Below are 20209 nucleotides of genomic sequence, written 5' to 3'. Positions count from 1 at the left end.
CCTACCTCCCACTTATATTTCTTTAAGTAAGTCGTACATTTGTTGAGTTTGTGTTGCTTCAATTAACTGCTTGCGAATATTGTCGTCCATTAATGTTCGTGATAGTCTTTGTAACAGTTTTAAATGTGTATCGCTGCTATCGTTAGGTACTGCAATTAGAAATACAATATTAGGCAATGTGCCATCTAAACTCTCCCAGTCGATACCATGTTTATTATTCATTACAGCGACAACAGGTTGTTTCACTGCTGATGATTTTGCGTGAGGTATTGCAACATGCATCCCAATTGCTGTCGTTGCTTCTGCTTCACGTTTTAGCACAGCGTCTTTCAATTCTTTTTTATCCGTAATGTAATCATTCTTATCTAGTTGATCTATGAGATCGTCTATCGCTTCGTCTCTTGTATTTTTCTTATCAACTATTTTAATAACATTTTTATCAAATACATCAACTGTGTTATTTATCTGCTCAGTTGTTTTTTCTTTATTTATATTCGTTGTAGTATGTGTTGTAGCACTGGCTTCTGATTCGTTATCTTGTTGTTCCGTTACCATTCCTGTTGCAATACCATTAGTATCAATAGCTAATGCTGGTGTTTTTTTTCTTAAAAACAGCACCGAACTCATCGTGACAAGACTTCCAACTATCACAGCAATAAAGAACCATAAAATCTGATCTATACCACCTAAAACAGCTACAATCGGACCGCCATGAGCCACTCTATCGCCTACACCACCTATTGCTGCAATAGCTGCTGCTACCATTGCCCCTACCATATTGGATGGAATAATTCTTAATGGATCTTGTGCAGCGAAAGGAATAGCACCTTCTGTAATACCAAATAATCCCATAGTAAATGAAGCTTTCCCCATTTCTACTTCACCTTTATTAAATTTGCGTTTATTAATAAACGTAGCTAAACCTAAACCAATAGGTGGTGTACAAACCGCTACTGCAACCATTCCCATTACAGCATAGTTACCTTCAGCAATTAGCGCTGAACCAAATAAGAAAGCAACTTTATTTACAGGGCCTCCCATATCAAATGCAATCATCGCTCCTATAATTAATGCTAAGATTACAATGTTAGTACCTTGCATACCTTTCAACCAAGTTGTCAATGCTTCAAAGATACTCGCTATTGGTGCACCAATTAAGAATATAAATATCAATCCCACAATGAGTGATGAGATAATAGGAATTATTATAATCGGCATAATGGGCGCCATTACTTTTGGTATTTTTACATTTTTAATCCATTTCGCAATGTAACCTGCTATAAAGCCAGCAACAATACCACCTAAAAAGCCAGCTCCAGCATCACTACCGTAGAAGCTACCGTCAGCCGCTATAGCGCCACCAATCATACCTGGTACAAGTCCAGGTTTATCAGCAATACTCATTGCAATGTAACCAGCCAATATAGGAACCATAAAACTGAAAGCTAAATTGCCTATATTTTCAACTGATTTCCAAAATGAATCTTCTGGAATCACCAAACCTTTTGAAGTTGCTTCTCCACCAAGCGTCAGAGCAATCGCCATTAACAATCCACCTACAACGATAAAAGGAACCATAAACGATACACCGTTCATTAAATGCTGATAAATCATCTGAATACCTGTTTTGGGTTTATCTTCTTGGCTAGACTGACTAGCTCCATCAGTTACATGATGGATATGAGCATCTTTATCAATAATACGTTGAATCAATATTTCCGGTTTATGAATACCTTCTCTAACGCTTTCGTTAATTAATAACTTCCCATCAAATCTTGATAAATCTACTTGGCGATCTGCTGCGATAATAATGCCGTCCGCTTCTTTAATTTCTTTTGTTGTTAAGACATTTTCTGCACCTACACCACCTTGTGTTTCAACCTTGATATGTACGCCCATATCTTTGGCAGCTTGTTCCAATTTTTCTTGGGCCATATACGTGTGCGCAATCCCATTTGGGCACGACGTAATCGCTAAAATTTTCATAACGTTCATCCTCCTCAAATAAATTGTAAGCGTATTCACAAGAGTATAAAAAAGAATAATTGCCGTTACTAGTGGCAATTATTCATTAATTAAGTGTATGATTTTCTTTTTTAAACTTTGATCTTCAAGTACTAACAATTGATCTACGGCATTCTCATCCAATTTAGCAATAGTATGAATAATTTTCTTCATTATGGGAATGTCTTGTTCTGTAATTGCTAAGAAAAAAACAAGCTTAGCTTTATTTTGTTTCCAGATATAACCTTGCATATTTTTGAAAATAATTACGTGTGATTTTAATACTTTTTCCGGATCACCATGTGGCATACTCATCCCGTTATCAATATACGTAGAAGAAAATTTTTCTCTTTCCAACGCACTTTTCATGTAATCTTTGGTGACTGCATGATTGTTTTCCAAAATCTTTTGAGCCTGTTCAAAAACATAACTCGCAACCACTTGTTCCTGTTTATCTGAGCATACACTAAACTGAATTGAAGCTAATTCAGTTTGATGTAATACCGGATTTTGCTTACTGTTTAAAGCTGTAGCAATTTTATTTTCATCCTCCTCTGAAAATAGAGGAGATACTTCTATACAAGTTAAATCATTAGGCAGTTGTGTATCCTCGATAGGATGCGTAGAAACCAGAACATCAATATCGCTAAAGTTATAATCATTAATATCTTCCATTTTTAATGTATCTACTATATGAATACTATCATCTATATTTTTAATTTTCGCTTCTAATAAACTAGAAATTCCTAATCCATAATAACAAGTGATAACAATATTAAACGAGTCTTTTTTACGACGATCTATGGAAGATTGAAAATGTAACGCCAAAAATGCAATTTCATCTTCAACTAAATTTATTTTTGCATCTTTTGCAAGATGACTTACTGTCTCATACAATACATTAAACACAAACGGATAATACTTTTTAATATCTTCAGTTAAAGGATTATTAATATAAACATTCTTTACTATTCGTAAGTAAGTTCTGCTGAAATGCGCATATAGATTGTCGCGTAGTTCTAGATCTTCTGAAAAATCTACTCCTACATTTTTCTCCATCTGATGAATCATGCGATCGATATAACTTTTAACAAAGATTTGTTCAAACCCTAAATCGTATTTATTAAAATAATAGCTAATAAAAAATGATAGAAGTTGCGCAGTTTCATCTGAAAGTCGATAACCTAATTCCGAATTGATATCTGTAATACATTGTTGTGCGATTTTGTAAGAGGATTTATCGACTACCCATGAATAGCCGTCATCGTTTTTACGTTTAATTATAATAATTAAGTGTATGAGTAATTGCTTTATTCTTATTTTAGAAGTTTGTATATGATGTGCATTTAAGTTACGTTCAATAATTTTACTAATGATCTCGCTATGTGCCTTAGGTATTTCATCTAATATCACATCATCAACCGTTTTATTTTTTGAAGATAATTGATTTAAGTGTAGAATCGCATTTCTAATATTCATTTCGTTTCCGTTTACAGTGACACCTTTTTTCTTAGTTAGGTTAATAGTAATATCAAACGAATTGCACCAGGACTGAACACGCATTAAATAATCACTAACTTCTGATTTAGATAAATTAAAGTGATGTGCTAATGAATCTAAAGTTGTGGGTTGTTGATGCATTAAGAGATGATAACCCAATTTTAGAAGTAATTCGCTTTCTTTATTTGTAAAATAAGAAACGATTTCCTCTATATACTCTATACTATATAGGTCTTGGTTCACCTTGAAACCTCGACCTTTGATACTGACAATTAGTGCCGATAATACTTCAACATTAATGTATTTAATATCGTTCCTCACTGTTCTATTAGAGACGTTTAAGTAATTTGCTATTTCATCTGCGCTTAAAAAATGATTACTGTTATTGAGTAACAATCTTATGAGTTTGGCATGTCTTTCTAACATCATTGCACCGCGCTTTCCCATATTTCCACTCTTGCTCAAAGATGATTTAATATTTAAATTCATTGTAGCTATTACCTATTATTTAAGCAACTTTTGGAATAATGACATAATAAAAAGCAAATGCCTTAAATCATAAACACAAACAAAATTTTGAAATCTCGAAAGTGTTTATCACATTTAAGCATTTGCTTATACTATTGATTTTTGGACAATCTCAGTAATTATAATTTTAATATATCAGTCTTCAAATTCAGTATTATGATCCGTGGCTTGACAATTTTTTGAGAACAGACATTTATAATGTAATTATCCGCTTCATATTTATGAAAATAGCATTGCTTCTGCTCAAATGTTTTTGGTGATAATACATTATAAGTAGCAATATCTTTATTCAGTCCAATGCCTAATAATTTTACATAACTTTCTTTTCTAGTCCATATTTCTAGAAAAGCTCGCTCTTCTTCTTCACTTTGACGAATAAATGTTTGTTCTTCATAGTGCAAGCAAGTAATTATATCGTCATATTCTACTCGATTCATTTGTTCAATATCTATACCAACAGGCCGATTATCAAATACGCAAACAACATATGGATAGGCATATGATATATTAAAGTTTAGCGTACTTTCATGTATCAAAGTTGGTTTGCCATAATCAGAAACACTGTAATACCAATCATCTGGATTAATATTAAAAAACTCCTGCAAACCAAATTGAACGACTATATCTCCTATTTGATGTATTAGGACATCTTTATCCAAACGATATTGAATTAGCGTACGCTTGGTTGCCCAACGGCTCTCTTTCAAATTATCTTTTATATAAGGCACTGAGTCTTCTATCTCTGTTAAGATTACAATCATTTAATCCCCTCTTCATTAAATGAATTTTCTATAAAACTACGCCAACTCTGAATCCATGATTGATTCAATGGTTTCCACTCTACTCCTATTTTGTGTAGAATATCCTCCGTTTGCACTGAGGTCAATTGTGCTTGTCGTTGTGCTTTTCTTGTACTATTCAATCCTACAATTTCAAACATATTCTGTTTATTTAACAATTCTTGAAATGCTTGATCATCTATTACGCTTATAGGTTTTCCTGATGTTCTACATTGGTTTAATAATGTTTGAATACTTAACATATACGGATTATAAACATGGAACATATTTCTATCGCTATTAAGCATGGCTATGTTGACAATAGCCTCTGCAACAGTATCTACATTGGAACATTCTACATTCATCTGTGCTATGGTTTCTCCAATTTCATCAAGTGCTAATAAGTCTTTCATGATAATTGAAAAACGATTCGTTGTGACGTGCTTCATATTAATGATACCTTGTGTGCTAGGTGTTAAATTGCCCACTCGGATAATCTTCGCATCTAATCCTAAACGTATGCATTCAAGCACTGCAACTTCACCATAAAATTTACTCAAAGTATAAGGAGAATCAATACTCTGTCCTTTATAAAGATCACATTCAGAAAAATGATTATCTGTATGTGTTTCTGGAAACATTGACCCAACACTAATTGTGGATATATAAATAAATTTCATATTTGCTTGCTGTGCAATTTCTAATAAACGTTTTGTACTTCCAACATTTGTGCGATAAAATGCTTCCTCATCTCCAAAATGGTCTGTGCGTGCTCCTGCATGAATTATCGTTTGAATGTTATGTTGTGATAATCTTAATTGATCTTCAAAATTTCCTACATGAATAACAACCTTACTCAAAATTTTTGCTATCTTTTCATCATCAAAATAACAAGCTAAATTATCTTTTAATTTTTCAACAGCTGTAACTTCATTATTTGCACGCACACAGCAAATAATCTGGTCTGTATGGTATTGCAGCATATCTAGTAAATATGCACCTAAAAAACCAGTCGCACCTGTTAAAAATACATTACCTAATTTATTTTTAACCACCGGTTGATAAACAGGTTTGTCGTTAACTTTTAATAGTCTATTTAGGTCATTTAAATGCTCTGGAACTTGCACATTAATTTCTGAAGTTGCGTTTAATATTTGTCGAATTGTTTTATGCTGGTAAATAGCTTGCATGGAAAGAATGATGTGAGATTTTTGCATATGTGCTACAACTGCCATAGCATCTATAGAACTCCCACCAAGTTCAAAGAAATCATCATCAATACTTACGTTCTTTATCTTCAACACTTTACTGACAACATTTGCAAACAAACGCTCTTCTTCGTTACGTGGTGCAATATACTTGTGAGTTTTTTCTACTATTTGTGGTAATTGCTTATACTCTATTTTCCCATTTTTATTTAACGGAATACTCTCTAAGCGTACGAAGTGATTCGGAATCATATACTGCGGCAATTGCTCACTTAGCAAATCTATAATTTCTTTTTCCTGATCTACATCACTGACATAGTAACCGATTAAAAATTTTCTTTCTTCATTAGAACCAACTACTACGACACTGTCCTTCACACTTGAGTGGCTATTAATCAAATTTTCAATTTCCGTTAACTCAATACGGTAACCATGTAACTTAACCTGATTATCCATACGACCTAAAAATTCTATATTGCCATCAGGTAAATATCGAGCCAAATCACCTGTGTGATACAAATATCCTTCACCAAAAGGATTGGGAGCAAACCTCTGTTTATTCATGCCCGATTGATTTAAATAGCCTTTACTCAATTGTGCCCCTGTAATACATAACTCTCCTGGTATATTTATGTCACATAATTGATTATCTGACATAATATATGTTTGGATATTTGTCAGAGGCTTGCCTATAGGAACCGTGTCGATACCATAATCATTATGATCCGATGTTGACCAATACGTAGTAATTACTGTAGATTCTGATGGTCCGTATGCATTGATATATATATCACTATGTTGCTTAACTTTTTCAACAAATACCTTTGTACTAACAGATCCCCCTGTAACCAGACGTTTAAGATGGTAGTTTGACATCATATTGCACACTTGAACTGGAATAGACGCTACACCGATATGTTGTCTGTTGATAAGGTCCTCTAGTTCATGAACATCCAAACGTTCACTTTCTGAAGCAATCACAAGTGTATGCCCCATTAACAAGGCAGTGTATATTTCCCATACTGATGCGTCAAAGACATAATTAGCGTATTGTAAAAAGACTTCATTCTCAGTTAAATTCAACACTTCACTCCAAGAAAGGACCAAATTATGCACGTTACCATGGTCAATAACAACTCCCTTAGGGTGACCAGTCGTTCCTGAAGTATAAATAACATATAGTGGTTGTTGTGAAGAAACAGCTACACTATTATATTGTAGGCTCGTCGCCTGAATTTCAGTTAAATCAATTATCGGTTTATGCGTCGAGATTACGTTGCTCTCAGTTAGCACAACTGTTACATTGGCATCATTTAAGATATAGTTTATTCTAGCTTTTGGATAATTAGGATCAATTGGCACGTATGTGCCACCTAATTTAGCCACTGCTAACATACTTGCAATCATAGTGAAACCTCGATTCATGGCCAATCCGACTGTGTGTCCACCTTGTACACCGCTCTTTATTAACCGATGAATGATTGCGTTAACCCTTTGGTTTAATTGTACGTAAGTCAGTGTTTCACCTTTGAATATTAATGCTACATGATTTGGTTTTATTGATACTTGTTGTTCAAACATCTCAGCAATGTTATTCACTTGAGGATAGCTTTCTTGTTTATTATTTACATGATGCGCAATCCATTGCTCCATATGTTCACTAGCTGTAGAAATATGAGCTATCTTCTTATCTTCTGTCGTCACCAACGCTTTCATAATATTATTGAGTTGTTCTGCCATAATTTCCACTGTTTCACATGTAAACAAGCTCGTACTGTATTCCAAATTCAAAATATATTCTTCATTCACCTCTTCAATAATGAATGAAAGATCGAATTTGGCTGTATCCGATTTAGGCATAATATGCGTCAATTTACTATGTCCAAAATGAGCATGGTTCGTCTCATTGTTTTGCAATACGAACATTACATCAAAAAATGGATTTCGAGATGCATCTCGATTTTTTACTAACTCATCAACCAAACGTTCAAATGGATAATCTTGATGCTCATAAGCCTCTAAACATGTTTGTTTTATCTCATTTAAAAATGATGACCACTGTTTATTTTTATTCGGAAACCCTCTGTATACCAATGTATTAGCAAACATACCTAGCATGTTTTCAGTATCTCTATGCGTTCGGGCACTAATAACACTTCCTACAATAATATCCTCCGTCTGAGTATATTTACTCAGCAATAACATCACACTACTCATGAAAAACATAAAGTCTGTCACACTATGTTGTTGTACATATTTTTTAATTGCATTACTTAATGCCGCATCAAATTTAAATTTTATCATGTCCCCGGCAGTTTGCTTTGTACTGGGACGAGCATAGTCTGTTGGAAAATTCATTATAGGTATACCATCTTCAAATCTTTCATGCCAATATTTTTGTTGTGCTGATAAATCTCTCTGTGTCATCCATTCACTATAATTTTTATATTGCTGTTCAAGTTTAGGCAATGGTTTATTTTGATACAGATGATTTAGTTCTTTTAATAAAATTGTATTACTCATACCATCGTTAATACTATGGTGTGCATCAATAAATAAGTAATCTTGATCAGTTGCCATGATATATCTCACTCTAATCAAATTACCCTTTTCTAAATCAAATGGCATTGTAAAATGACGTATGATACTTTGTTCATCTGTAAGTGATGTTTTTTCAGTGCTAAAATCTATACAAGGTGTTTCATCGATTTGTTGATACAACATATTATTTTTGATAATAAACTTTGTTCGTAATATTTCATGTCTTTCTATCAACTTCTCAACAGCTTGTTCTAATTGCGAAACATTTAATCTTGAACTTAACCGCCATAAAAAGGGAATGTTGTAGACAGTGTCGAGTGGGTTTAATTTCCACAACAAATACATACTACGTTGTACTGGGCTCACAGTGTAGTAAGTTTGCTTGCTAGTTTTAGGCAAATGTTCTACTTCTGTTGGGTTTTTATTTTCTATTAAATTACTAAGCTTTTCTACTGTAGGTGCTTGCATAAATTCGCTAATGGTAAGTTTTTTGTTAAATCGTTCTACTATGCGATTAACTACCAAAGTTGCACGTAAAGAATGACCACCTAATTCGAAGAAGTTATCGCTGACACCTACTTTTTCTACATGTAATACTTCTTCAAAGAGATCACATAAATATGCTTCATTTTCATTTTTTGGTGCTTTATAATTAGCCGCTATATCAACATCAATTTCAGGTAAAGCCGCTTCGTTTATTTTTCCATTTATCGTAGTTGGTATTTTTTCAATTTTTTTAAAGAAATTAGGAATCATATATTGTGGTAGTTCTTCCGCTAAATGTTGGTGTAATATCGAGTGTGACATTACATTGACACCTTCATAATAAGCAACTATCTGTTTGTCTTTGTAGCGTGTTTTTACAACAACAACTGCTTTATTAATACCATCAATTTTTTCCAACAATTTTTCAATTTCTGTTAATTCAATTCTGAATCCTCGTATTTTAACTTGTTTGTCTTTTCGACCAATATAATCTAAGTTACCGTCAGGTCTTAAACGCACAAGATCACCACTTTTATATAGCTTTCCTTCACCAAAAGGGTTATCTATAAACTTATTCTGTGTTTGTTCTGGTTGATTGAGATAACCTTTTGCTAAGCCATCTCCTGCAATATATAATTCTCCTGGAACGCCAAAACCACATTGTTGCTCACCTTGCATGACATAGACTTGAGTTTGATTAATAGGTTGTCCAATAGGTATATGTGACTCATATAAATCACGAATGACAAATGTTGTTGTGAACGTCGTACTTTCTGTAGGACCGTAGCCATTAATAATTTGAGGGTGCTTTTCACGACTATTCAATAAATTCACCCATTTTGTTGATAAAGCTTCCCCACCTATCAATAAGTATTTGAGTGACTCCAATGCTTCTATCTTTTCACTCACTACTTGGTTGAACAAAGATGAAGTGAGCCACATCGTGTTCACACCATGATTTATAATTGCTTTTTCCAATTCATTTGGATCCAACAAAGTTGATTGTTGTGTTATAACCAATGTGCCTCCATTAAGTAACGCACCAAAAATTTCAAATGTCGTCGCATCAAAAGCAATTGTCCCTGAAAGTAATATGACTGTGTCGCTATTTAACGGAACATATTTGGAATTAATAACTAAACGTTCAATACTACGATTACGAATCAATGTGCCTTTAGGTTTACCAGTTGTGCCTGAAGTATAAATAACATTAACCGTATCATCTAAGTGGTTAATAATCGTTGGATTAGATGTGTTAGAACAAACGATTTCGCTTATATTTTTAGTTGGACCTGGTTGGTTATAAGCAACGTTGTGTAATAAAATAATTCTGGATTTAGCATCATCCACAATATATTTCACACGTGATTGAGGGGCTTGAGGGTCAATTGCTACATAAGCTGCACCAGCTTTAATCGTTCCTAATATCGCTATAACCATTTCTATACTTCTCTCAGCTAATATGCATACGTGTTCATTTGGCTGTATATCTAAACTTCTTAAATAATGAGCCACTTGGTTTACACGTTGATTCAATACATCATACGTCAAAGATTCATTTTTAAAGACTAATGCAACATCATTCGCATGTAGGCGAACCATTTTTTCAAACAATTCAGAAATGACACATGACTTCTCTACTTTCTTTGTTTCATTCATCTTATCGATACATAGTTTCGCTTCTTGATCTAATAATAAATTCATGTGTTGAAGTGTTTGTGAATCATCCTCTGTTATTTGCATATATAATGATTGCACCAAATCAAAATATGTTTGGATGGTTAATTCATCATAACTATTCGCATTATAAGACAATTCTAAGCGATTTTGATTAAGATAAAATGCTATATCTTGCTCACTATCATTTCCATAAACACTTTCTACCTTACAACTTTCTCCATCTATATCTATACTTTCTATGATGTCACTACAATAAATAGAAGTTTCAAAATGCATATTTTGTGCCAAGTCATGCTTTTCAAATATTGCTGTTGTATTGTTCGACATCGCCTCAAGCATTGTTTCACATTCATGACATAATTGATATAAGGGCGTATGTTTATCTACATGCAAATTCAATGGATACATTTTCATATCAGGATAAATGTAGTTAGTTTGTTCATTAGTAGTTGCGCTACTATGCAATACACCTAGTGTAATGTTATCGTTATTGCTCATAAAATAATTCGCTAAATAAATGCTCACTAACATTCTTGCATGTGACATTTGCTCTACTCTACAGCGTTTTGAAACAGTTTGAATACCTTTAATATAACTTTTTAATGGCATATACATAAAATGCTCATTTTCAACTTCACTAACTTGCCAATGTACGCTCTTACGTATTGCATTAATATTTTGGTGACTCGTAGTCTTCAACAATTGTTGTAAATTATATGTATCTGACTTTAAATTTATTGCGCAGGAAATGTTTGAATATATTGTAGATAGTTGAGCTAGCAGTTTATTAATATGTGCCTCATCAATTATTAAACATGTGAATTTCAATAACAATAAATTATTATCTGTGCATTCCAATATTTTAAAATTAAATTGAGGTGATAACGATGTACCATCGTCTTGTAATTCGCTATCTAAGTAAGGATTAATATCAACATGCGCAACTGTTCCCTCTATTTTTATCACTTCAATATACGGAAAAAATTTCTTCTCGATTAACTTTTCTTCTTGTTCATTTATTTTGCATGTAGCACGTAACATTGGTTGTTGTTGTACTAATTCGTTTAATGCTAGCATAAGTTTTTTAGTTTCAATATTTTTTGAACACTTAACAGTCAATGCTATTGATTTTTTAGAAACTGAACCACTTTGAAAATTTTGATAACGATATTTCTGTATTGGTAATACTTCTCTTATTTCTTCCATACCTCTTCCTCCTAGCAAATGAATAAAATTAATCCATCACTATTGGGCTCCAAATCATTTTAGTAATACGTCTTGATGTCCAATGATGAAGTTAAATCAATAAATCCTTTAAAACCTTTTATACTATTTTTATTTTTACATTATAGTACTTTTTAAATTTTGTTCAACAATATTTATCACCATTTATTAATATTTACAAAATGTTAACATTACATATCAGATTATATAAATAATATTTATAATATATCTAAAGTTTTTAATCACATTATATTTTAGTTATTTAATCAACTTTTGGAATAAAGACACAACAAAAAAACACCAATTCAAAAGACATCATCTAATGAATTGGTGTTTAAATTATTTTTTATTTTATTTTTCAGATGTGCGGATAGTCTCTTTAATATACTCGTAAGCTTCCTTAAGCTGTTGTAATTCATGTTCATCTAGCGTTATTTCAAATCTCTGAACTATACCAGAGCAATCAACTAACGTAGGTAAACTAAATGCACCATCCGTTAAGTCATATTCTTTACTGATTGAAGTCAGTGGAATAATAGTACGTTGACCCAGCGCAATCGTTTGTATCAATGAGGTTGTAACTCTTGAGATAGCAGCATTAGTCCAACCTTTTTGATAAAAGACATCCATAGATACCTCATTAATAATAGATGTTATATGCGCTTTATCAATTTCTGGACTATTGCTTAACGCTTCATATTCTGTTAGGGGCATACCATGAATACGAACTTTACTCCATACAGGTATTGCATGTTCTCCATGTTCTCCAATAACAAATGCCTCAACATTTTTTGGATCGATGTGGTAATGATGAGCGATAATTGTCCTGAACCTTGAACTTTCTAAAGCTGTTCCTGTTCCAATTATTTTATTTGATGGATAATCTACTTGATTAGCAAAATATACCATCGAATCCACGGGGTTAGAAATCAAAATAATGATTGCATCTTGCGTTACTTTAGAAACTTGACTCATAATATTTTTTATAATGTCATGATTGCCTTGTGCTAATAATGTACGATCGCCATCATTTTTATCTGTTGGTACACTCGCAGCAACCACAATAAAATCAGCATCTGCTAAATCTTGATAATCTCCAGCTTTAATCTTGATATGTGCAGTATTAAATAATCCTTGTGAATGATTATGATCAAGAGCTTCTCCACTTGCAATTTCATCTTTATTATCAACCAAAACAATCTCTGAAAATAAATTCAAATATTGTACATCTGTTAAAACTTGACTACCTACTCTTCCTAAGCCAACAATGCCTAGTTTAGACATACACTACACCCCTTTTTCATTACTGATATGTGTTCATAATCATTTATTTTTCATACGGAATTACATCTTTACCATATTCTTTCTTAATGAATTCCTTCATGTCTTTAGATTGTAGTACTTTTATAAGTGCTTGATACTTTTCGTCATCTTTATGTCCTTTTTTCACAGCAACGATATTCGCAAACGGTGATGACTCAGTTTCACTAATGATAGCATCTTTATGTGGCGTTAACCCATTATCTAGCGCATAGTTTGAATTCATAATAACTGCAGCACCTTCCTTACTTTCATATGTCTTAGGTAAGAATTCTGCCCCTTGTTTATTATTAAACTTCAAATCTTTTTTATTTTCTACAATGTCTTCAAATTTTGCGTCTTCTATACTAACACCTTTTTTAATCTTTATTAATCCTTTATCTACAAAGAATGATAAGAATCTACCCTCTTCAGCTGGATTGTTAGAAACGTATATTGTTGAACCTTTTGGAATATCTTTAATATCTTTATATTTTTTACTATAAACACCCATAGGTGTAGTAAATACTTTACCAACTTCTTCTATATCATAATTGTGATCTTTCTTTTCTGCTTTTAAGTATGGCGTATGCTGGAAGAAATTGGCATCTACATCACCTTTATCTAATAGTTTATTAGGTACTTTATAATCATTTACTGTTTTAACTTCTAAATCATATCCTTGTTTTTTCATTTCTTCTTTCGCATGTTTCAATACTTCACCGTGTGGAGCTGGTGAAGCTGCAATTGTTATTTTTTTGTCCGTATCTTTACCATTTGAATTGCCACATGCCGCTAGCACGATGGTTAGTATTAATAATGAGCCTAAAACAATTAATCTCCTCATAATTTATTTCACTCCTCATGAATTTTTAAATTTCAAACTAAATAAAAAAATACTTTCTCTTAATTTTATAAGAGAAAGTATAAACCTTCTCTCATCTCTAAAAGTTAGATAACTTTTTGTGAATTAGCACCATTTCGTATAACGATGGTTGCTGGGTTTCATAGGGCACGTCCCTCCACCTCTCTTGATAAGAGTAAATCAATATGTAGTTGCATTGTTTTTATCCTAGCATTATGCTCATGTTTAGTCAACGAAATTTTAGAAAATTCTAAATAATACGTCTATTAAATCAATTCTGTTCCATGTGAAACAAAACAATCTCTTAAAGCTATTTATATTTACAGAAGAACCATTGCTACATATGCAATAAAATTATTTAATGCATGCAATGCTATAGCAGTAGCTAAACTGCGTTGTGTTTTTAAATAAATAAATACAATCCCCATAGCGATAACGAGATACATAACAATTTCTAATGGCGATTGCGCTTCTGTTACGTGTAGAGATGCAAAAACACATACAGATATTACTGACATCACTATAAAATTCAGTTTCTTTCCTAATTCCCCAATTACCAAGTGTCGGAAGAGAAATTCTTCAGTAACCGGTGCAATAATTACAATAGAAAAGAACGCAAGCACCGTTGAGAATGGTGTACTAAACATTTGTTGAACCAATAAGTCATTTTGTGTTTCTTCAAACTTCCATTGTTCAGGTGCAAACGCATCAACTAATACAGGAAAAATTAATTTAAATATAAACATAACAATAAATGTAACAACAATAAGTTTCCAGTATTTTTTAATATTATTGAATCCACTTTTCCATTCAACTTTATAACTATTTTTATGAAACAATATCCAAATAAGCATGATAAATATAAATACAGCAATTTCCATTAACAAAGCAATGGAACTCGACGAATCAATTCCATCATTAAAGTACCTATCACCTAAACTTATATTAATTGCCCATAATATAACTAAAATTATAATTGATAATATAAAATTACTAGCTAAATAAATGATTGGTAGAAAAAAATCTTTCCCGTTAATATCCTTCCATCGATATTTCTTTTCATTTTTAAATGTCATTGTATCCTCCTAAAAATTCATATACAACATACTTTTACATTGTACAATTTTTATTTACTTTAAACATTTTACAATAATATAAATAGATAGTATAGATAGACATTAAAGCTAAGAATTTTAATTTTCAATGCGTAGAAAGAAATGAAAAGTGGTATATAGAGATTAAATATACTATACATATTTTAAGGAGCTGTTGTAGATGCGCATATTAGTACTAGGTGCTGGCGGAATTGGTGGTTATTTTGGTGGTCGCTTAGCTGAGGCTGGCAAGCATGTTACATTTTTAGTTCGGCCCAAACGTAAATCATATTTAGAGAGAAATGGTTTAGCCATTCATAGCGAAAAAGGCGATTATCATTTTAATCCACAACTCATCACAAAAGATGATCGTGTCGAACCTTTTGATATCGTACTATTATCCTCAAAGTCTTATCACTTAGAGCATGCTATTGAAGATTTAAAACCATTTATAGATCATAACACTTCAATTATTCCACTACTTAATGGCGTTGCACACGTTCCAAAATTACAAAACGCTTTTGGAAAAAATAAAATCATGGGTGGTTATTGCATTATAGAAACAACGCTTGACAGTACTGGAGAGATTATCCAAACCAGTCAATTTGATAAACTCTTTTTTGGGGAGTTAGACGGTACTGAAAGTAATCGTGCTAAATATATTGAACAAGCATTTTCAGGAACAAAAGCTGAATTTATCCTCAACAGAAATGTCGAACAAGGTATGTGGCATAAATACTTAATGATCACCGTATTATCGGGCGTAACAACACTTATGCATGCACCTATCGGACCTATTCGTGATAGTGAAGGTGGTACAGAATTTATTAAGTCCTTATACAATGAGGCTGCTACTATTATGCGTAAACACAATGCACCCATATCTGATCAAATTGTTTCTAAATACATGCAATCCCTAAATCAATTATCTTATCATTTCAAAACTTCCATGCAACGTGATATGGAAAAGGGACTCAATATTGAAACCGACCATTTACAAGGTTATTTATTACAATTAGCAGCACATTACAATTTAGAAGCACCACTGCTTACTAGTGTTTATCAAAATCATAGCGTATATAAAGAAATGCTACAGTAAACCTCTACACATATAGGAGGGTGACAGAAGCGAGTTTTTAACTTTACTTACTGTGCACCTCCTAAATTTTTGATTTTTTTAATATCAACATACTATAAGTATTTTATTTAAACTATTTGAATAACTTATTAAAAAACGGAGGCGTTCGTTATGCAATCTAATCAACCACAGCATCCATTTGATTTAGCAACTCAACTTACACACCAGAAACCAGGTGTATATTCAGGACATACTTCTAGCGCCTATGGGAATATGATTGGGCCATTCGGTGGTGTTATAGCATCCACATTATTACGCGCAGTTTTAGAACATGATGAAATTTTAGGAGAGCCTATCTCTCTAACAATAAACTATGCTGCTCCTATACAAGAAGCAATTTTCAGTATAATTGCCTATCCATCGAGAACGAATCGTTCAACGCAACACTGGTATATAGAGCTAAAACAGAATGATAAAACCGTTATTACTGGAACAGCAGTTACTGCTAAACGCCGAGATACATGGTCATCAACTGAACTGTCCTTTCCTGATGTTCCACCTGCAGACAAAGTAACACTTACAGCATTAGAAAGTGCGCCTCCATGGGCACAAAACTATGACATCAGAATGATTAAAGGTGCGCCACTAGCAATGAATCCTACCGAGCAACCAGATTCTGTAACGTTACAATGGATCAAAGACAAACCTAATAGAGATTTAGATTTTTTATCTCTTGCGTCTATATGCGATGCATTCTTTCCACGTATCTATGTACGCCGTAAAGCGTTCGTTCCTATCGGGACAGTATCACTCACTATATACTTTCATGCTAATTCTAAGACTTTAAAGAACAATGGAAGCCAGCCGCTACTTGGACATACACGTGCGCTTAAATTTTTTAATGGTTTCTTCGATCAAACAGGAGAAATATGGAGTCATGATGGTGATTTACTTGCAACTACAAGTCAGTTTGTATATTACAAAGAATAAATTTTACACTTCTATGATACAACTATAATTAATACTGTTAAAAACAAAGAGGTGTTTAAACTTGAAACAACCACAAGAAATTACAATTAACACATTAAATTTTGATGATGATGGGCAAATACCTAACAACCCTTATTTAGTTGTTTTAGTTTATCAAAACGTATTTTCAGAGACTGATGATTTAAGTCATATATTATCCACAAATCAGTGGGGTAACACTTGGGAAGGCGGTATTTTCCCTTATCATCATTATCACAGTAATTCACATGAAGTCTTATTGGTAATCAATGGAACCGCTCAATTAATGCTAGGAGGTAGAAGTGGTACTCCTATTAAGATTACAAAGGGTGATGCTTTAATATTACCAGCTGGTACTGGTCACAAACTGTTAAGTCAAAGTAGTGACTTTACAGTCATGGGCGCCTATCCCCATAGTCAGTCATATGATATTTGTGTTGGTAAAGCAAGCGAGCGTCCTCAAAATTTATATAATATTGAAAATGTCTCCATACCTAATTCAGACCCAATATATGGTAGTCATGGACCATTGAAGAAGCATTGGAACTAGCATCATAGTTTTATATTACTAATCAAATAACATAAAAAAATAGCCCGTTTCACATCTATACTATGAAACGGGCTATTAGGTTGTGCTAATTAGTAGCCTATTAGGATGGGTACAGTTCATTAATTGTCTCAACTGTTATCATTATATTGCATAGCTAACGCGGAAGGTAAAACCTTTCCAAACAAATTAGCTTTTTGTCCCACTCACCTTAAAATATATACTATTTTATTATAATTTCTACTACTATTCTTTTGCTTCTTTTTCATTTGTACGTTTTTGTAAAATGATAGCCAAAACTGCAACTACTAAAATTAGAATTATGATGCCAATTAGACCAAGGAATTTCGCGATATTTCCAAATACAATACCTACAACTAAGAAGTCTGTATCGGAGAATGTCGTCGCTGCGCCACCTAATTCTCCTAAGAAAGGTAAAAACAGTAATGGCAAGAACGTAATCAATAATCCATTTAAAGCAGACCCTGCAACTGCACCTTTAATACCGCCTCTTGCATTACCAAAGACACCTGCAGTTGCACCTAAGAAGAAGTGCGCAACAACACCTGGAAGTATCACGACGCCACCAAATAAGAACAAGATAAACATGCCAATTACTCCCACTATAAAGCTAACAAAGAATCCTATTAACACAGCGTTTTGTGCATACGGGAAGACAATCGGACAGTCTAAAGCTGGCTTTGTATTCGGTACCAATTTCTCTGAAATACCTTTAAATGCTGGTACTATTTCAGCTAAAATTAAACGTACGCCCGTTAATATAATAAATACACCTGCTGCAAAAGTCACACCTTGTATTAGTGAAAATACAATAAAGTTTTGCCCATTGCTAATCTCACTATGTACATAAGTTGGTCCCGCAAATAATGCTGCAACAAAATACAATAATGTCATTGTTAAAGAAATACTAATCGTACTTTCTCTTAAAAAGCTTAAACCTTTCGGAAAATTAATTTCTTCTGTAGACTTTGATTTACCTTTAAATAGTTTCCCAACTTCTCCTGCTGCCCAATAACTTATTGTCCCAAAATGACCTAGAGCAACTTGGTTATTACCAGTAATTTGTTTCATCGTAGGATGTGCCAATGCCGGTAATATCGCCATTATCAATCCTAAGATAATCGCTCCGACAATTACCGTTAATGTACCGGTAATATTGCCTACAGATAATAATATTGCTAAAAATGCTGCCATATAAAAGGTATGATGACCAGTTAAAAAGATATATTTTAAGTTAGTAATACGCGCAATAATAATATTTACAATCATACCGAATACCATTATTAGTGCTGCAGTTGTACCATATTGTTCTAATGCAATTGATATAATCGCTTCATTATTTGGTACTACACCTTGTACACCAAATGCATGTTGAAATATTTTCCCAAATGGTTCGAGTGATTGTGTTACCACATTTGCACCTGCGCTTAACACTAAAAATCCGAGAATTGTTTTAATTGTTCCAGATGTAATATCTGTCGCCGATTTCTTCTGCATAATCAACCCTATAAAAGCAATTAATGCAACTAATATCGCAGGTTGACTCAATACATCAACAATAAAATCAAGTATTGGTTTCATTTTACTGCCCCCTTAAATTTTATTTATAAGATATTCAATTCACTTAATTTATCCTTTAATTTTTGTTGTAATTCTTCTTTATCTAAAATGTTATCTAATACAATGACGTCGCCTAGATTTTTAGTATTTTCCTCTAAGTCTCTACCACAAATAAATAAATCAGCCATATCAGGGCTAGCACTCATCACATCACTGTGTTCCACTTTAATATCGGATGACGCATTTATATTTTCCAACGCTTCTTGCGCATTCATTTCCACCATAAAACTACTTCCTAGACCGTGACCACAAACTACTAAAATTTTCATTTTCATCATTCTCCTTTAAATATATTTACTATTTCATTGACTTCTTGAGCTGCTAATAATTGATTTACTATATCTTGATCACCTAATTTAGTTGCTAAATTTCTTAAAATTGCCAAATGGCCATCATTATCTATAGCACTAAGTACAAATATAAGTGATGCAAAGTGTCCTTCTTCAGAAAAATTAATATGTTCATTTAATTTTAATAAACTTAAACCAATGTGTTTCACATCATCATTAGGCCTTGCATGAGCAATTGCAATTTCTGGTGCAATTACGATATAAGGTCCTAATTCTTTCACACTGTCAATCATTGCTGTAACATAACTTGGTGCAAAATAATCTTGTGTAAGTAAGGGATTTGCAGCTATTGTTATTGCTTGTTCCCATGTTTCTACTTTATCTAATATTTGTATCTTATCTGCAGACAGTATTTCCAAACTCATCTATATCCTCTC

At 32.9% G+C, this 20209-nt stretch carries 13 protein-coding genes and 1 riboswitch; of the genes, 3 read left to right on the top strand and 10 right to left on the bottom strand.

Annotated features, from left to right (window positions below; translation table 11 throughout):
• Positions 1 to 12: 12 nt before the first annotated feature.
• The 7 genes from BTM19_RS05630 to BTM19_RS05600 all read right to left on the bottom strand — a co-directional run bounded on the left by BTM19_RS05630 (position 13) and on the right by BTM19_RS05600 (position 15190).
• Positions 13 to 1986: a PTS fructose transporter subunit IIABC gene (locus BTM19_RS05630; protein ID WP_029378126.1), complete on the bottom strand. Its 1974-nt coding sequence runs from the start codon at positions 1984 to 1986 to the stop codon at positions 13 to 15.
• Between the two features lie 78 nt (positions 1987 to 2064).
• The gene (locus tag BTM19_RS05625; RefSeq protein ID WP_231291644.1) at positions 2065 to 3951 is read right to left on the bottom strand and encodes a BglG family transcription antiterminator; all 1887 of its coding nucleotides are present in this window, start codon (positions 3949 to 3951) and stop codon (positions 2065 to 2067) included.
• 200 nt (positions 3952 to 4151) lie between these two features.
• A complete protein-coding gene (gene ausB, locus BTM19_RS05620; protein WP_099265779.1) occupies positions 4152 to 4793 on the bottom strand; it encodes an aureusimine biosynthesis 4'-phosphopantetheinyl transferase AusB in 642 nt (213 codons plus the stop codon).
• The gene (gene ausA / locus BTM19_RS05615) at positions 4790 to 11932 is read right to left on the bottom strand and encodes an aureusimine non-ribosomal peptide synthetase AusA (RefSeq protein WP_172606467.1); all 7143 of its coding nucleotides are present in this window, start codon (positions 11930 to 11932) and stop codon (positions 4790 to 4792) included. Before ausA ends, ausB begins: the two co-directional genes overlap by 4 nt.
• Before the next feature lie 369 nt (positions 11933 to 12301).
• Positions 12302 to 13234, bottom strand: a complete 933-nt coding sequence (locus BTM19_RS05610; protein WP_038679204.1) for a lactate/malate family dehydrogenase — start codon at positions 13232 to 13234, stop codon at positions 12302 to 12304.
• 43 nt (positions 13235 to 13277) lie between these two features.
• Positions 13278 to 14096 carry a MetQ/NlpA family ABC transporter substrate-binding protein gene (locus BTM19_RS05605; protein WP_029378121.1) on the bottom strand — a complete coding sequence of 273 codons (819 nt, stop codon included), beginning with the start codon at positions 14094 to 14096 and terminating at the stop codon, positions 13278 to 13280.
• An 88-nt stretch (positions 14097 to 14184) separates the two neighbouring features.
• A riboswitch (SAM riboswitch) is annotated at positions 14185 to 14290 on the bottom strand.
• Between the two features lie 144 nt (positions 14291 to 14434).
• Positions 14435 to 15190, bottom strand: coding sequence for a CPBP family intramembrane glutamic endopeptidase (locus tag BTM19_RS05600; protein ID WP_029378120.1), 756 nt, complete (start codon positions 15188 to 15190; stop codon positions 14435 to 14437).
• A gap of 199 nt (positions 15191 to 15389) precedes the next feature.
• Here BTM19_RS05600 and panE point away from each other — a divergent pair, with 199 nt between their 5' ends.
• From panE to BTM19_RS05585, 3 genes are all read left to right on the top strand, one after another.
• Complete coding sequence (panE, locus tag BTM19_RS05595) at positions 15390 to 16307, top strand: 2-dehydropantoate 2-reductase (protein WP_029378119.1); 918 nt, start codon at positions 15390 to 15392, stop codon at positions 16305 to 16307.
• A gap of 150 nt (positions 16308 to 16457) precedes the next feature.
• Entirely contained in the window at positions 16458 to 17276 is an 819-nt protein-coding gene (locus tag BTM19_RS05590) for a thioesterase family protein (RefSeq protein ID WP_029378118.1), read from the top strand.
• Positions 17277 to 17337: 61 nt separating this feature from the next.
• Positions 17338 to 17844 (top strand): cupin domain-containing protein, encoded by a 507-nt coding sequence (locus BTM19_RS05585; protein ID WP_029378117.1) that lies wholly within the window; start codon positions 17338 to 17340, stop codon positions 17842 to 17844.
• A gap of 243 nt (positions 17845 to 18087) precedes the next feature.
• On the opposite strand, the gene BTM19_RS05580 is transcribed toward BTM19_RS05585, so the two are convergent.
• The 3 genes from BTM19_RS05580 to BTM19_RS05570 are packed head-to-tail and all read right to left on the bottom strand — an operon-like array spanning position 18088 to position 20197.
• Positions 18088 to 19443, bottom strand: a complete 1356-nt coding sequence (locus BTM19_RS05580) for a PTS ascorbate transporter subunit IIC (protein WP_029378116.1) — start codon at positions 19441 to 19443, stop codon at positions 18088 to 18090.
• Between the two features lie 23 nt (positions 19444 to 19466).
• Positions 19467 to 19751 carry a PTS sugar transporter subunit IIB gene (locus BTM19_RS05575; RefSeq protein ID WP_029378115.1) on the bottom strand — a complete coding sequence of 95 codons (285 nt, stop codon included), beginning with the start codon at positions 19749 to 19751 and terminating at the stop codon, positions 19467 to 19469.
• A gap of 5 nt (positions 19752 to 19756) precedes the next feature.
• Positions 19757 to 20197 carry a PTS sugar transporter subunit IIA gene (locus tag BTM19_RS05570; RefSeq protein WP_029378114.1) on the bottom strand — a complete coding sequence of 147 codons (441 nt, stop codon included), beginning with the start codon at positions 20195 to 20197 and terminating at the stop codon, positions 19757 to 19759.
• Between the last annotated feature and the right edge of the window lie 12 nt (positions 20198 to 20209).

The organism is Staphylococcus xylosus (genome assembly GCF_002732165.1).
Taxonomy (GTDB): Bacteria; Bacillota; Bacilli; order Staphylococcales; family Staphylococcaceae; genus Staphylococcus; species Staphylococcus xylosus.
Note: the sequence above shows the minus strand (reverse complement) of the source record. Positions and strands in the feature narration are given on the sequence as shown.